Below are 1731 nucleotides of genomic sequence, written 5' to 3'. Positions count from 1 at the left end.
CCGGCTTCTTCTCGGCCTCGGTGGCCTTTTTCTTCGATTCCGGTTTCTTTTCGGTCACGACCGCGATCGGCAGCTCCGGGGCCGGCGCGGCGTCGTCGTCTTCCGCGGCGTTGTCCGCCTTGACGTCGAATTCGAGTTCGAAATTCACTGATGGGTCATAGAAACCGCGCACGGCGGAAAAGGGGATTTCGAGCTTTTCGGGCACGTCGGAAAAGGAGAGTCCCACCTCGAAACCGGTGTCGGTCACCTTCAGGTCCCAGTACTGGAACTGGATGACGATGGTCATCTGCTCCGGATAACGCTCGCGTAGCCGCGAGGAGATGCGCACGCCCGGCGCGCCGGTCAGGAAGGTGATGAAGAAATGATGGTTGCCCGGAAGGCCCGTGCGCGCGACTTCGGCCAGGACCTTGCGCATGACACCGCGCAATGCCTCCTGGGCCAGAATGTCGTAGCGGATGTGGTCGTCGGCCATGTGACGGTCGGGTTCCGTTGAATCGTCCGCATAGCTGTAATCAAGCTTGGGCGCGGCGTAAACCGCATATAGGCGCCGAAAGCTAAGGCCAAGAGGGCTGGCGGCGATTTGATCGCTCAGGCGTGGGCGAGGGCGGCCTGCCGGGCGGCTGCCGCTTTCTTCCTGCCGAAGGCGGCCAGGAAGGTGCGCACGCCATTGGTCGCTGAGCGCAACACCTCTTCCTCCGTCGGTATGCCGCCGAGCATGAAGGTTGTCTGCAACTCGGCGTTGACTAGTGCGAGGAACTGCCGCGCCGCCACGTCCGGATCGTCGATCGAGAGGTGCCCGGCATAGGCCAGCCGCGCGAAGCGGGCGGCAAGCGCCGACCAGGTGCGGCCCGGTCCCTGTTCGCGCCACTCGGCAAAAAGCTCGGGATAGCGCTCGCCCTCGGCCTGGATCAGCTTGCGCAGGAAGCGGCCGTCGCGGTTGCAGATACAGTTGCGGTTCATGCGCACCGCGAAGGCGACAAGATCGGCTTCGAGATCGGCGGGCTGGTCGGGAAAGGTGGCAATGGTGGCGAAGATGCCGGCATTGCAGCGCTCCGTCAGGTCGCGCACAATGGCCATGAACAGCTTTTCCTTATCGCCATGGTGATTGTAGACGGTCTGGCGCGAAACGCCGGCCTCGGCCGCGATCAGGTCGATATTGGCGCCGGCATAGCCTTCGCGGCAGAAGACCGAAGCGGCAGCATCAACCACCGATATGCGCTTGGCCTCGTGGCTGCGTGGCGGGAAAGTGTCAGGAGAAACGCCGACCTTCATAAAAAACCATATAGCGATGATTGACGAATTGGACAAGGCTGTCTAAATTTGTAGACACAATAAAGCGAAGCCCGCTCCCGGGAACGACAGAATCGCGCTTTGAAGCGACGATGATTTCACATCCCGGATGTCGGGGTTCCACGGGATGGAACGTCCTCGGGTAGACGCCGGACCATGGCGACAACCAGATCCGAAAGAAGCCCTTATCATGAGTCCCAAATTCCTCCGCATCGCGGTCGTGCTCGGCTTGTTGTCCGCAATCGGCCCCTTCGCCATCGATATGTACCTTCCAGCGCTGCCTTCGATCGGTGAGGATTTGAAAGCTGGCACCGCCGCCGTGCAGATGAGCCTCTTGATCTTCTTCCTGTCGATGGGCTTCGGCCAGATCGTCGTCGGACCGATCTCAGACATGGTCGGGCGCAAGCTGCCGCTTTATGTCGGACTCGCGCTGTTCATGGT

The 1731-nt window shown here is 61.3% G+C and carries 2 protein-coding genes and 1 pseudogene; 1 reads left to right on the top strand and 2 read right to left on the bottom strand.

Features of this window, described 5'->3' with window-relative positions:
- Nucleotides 1-472: SspB family protein (locus tag EOA60_RS31620; RefSeq protein ID WP_128312523.1), on the bottom strand; the 472-nt coding region annotated here is incomplete at its 3' end.
- 116 nt (nucleotides 473-588) lie between these two features.
- Nucleotides 589-1272, bottom strand: a complete 684-nt coding sequence (locus EOA60_RS31615; protein WP_095783789.1) for a TetR/AcrR family transcriptional regulator — start codon at nucleotides 1270-1272, stop codon at nucleotides 589-591.
- Between the two features lie 208 nt (nucleotides 1273-1480).
- Between EOA60_RS31615 and EOA60_RS31610 the strand changes: the two are divergent.
- Nucleotides 1481-1731: pseudogene (locus EOA60_RS31610) on the top strand (MFS transporter); the annotation flags it as partial.

Source organism: Mesorhizobium sp. M1A.F.Ca.IN.020.06.1.1, from assembly GCF_004023265.1.
Taxonomy (GTDB): domain Bacteria; phylum Pseudomonadota; class Alphaproteobacteria; order Rhizobiales; family Rhizobiaceae; genus Mesorhizobium.
Note: the sequence above shows the minus strand (reverse complement) of the source record. Positions and strands in the feature narration are given on the sequence as shown.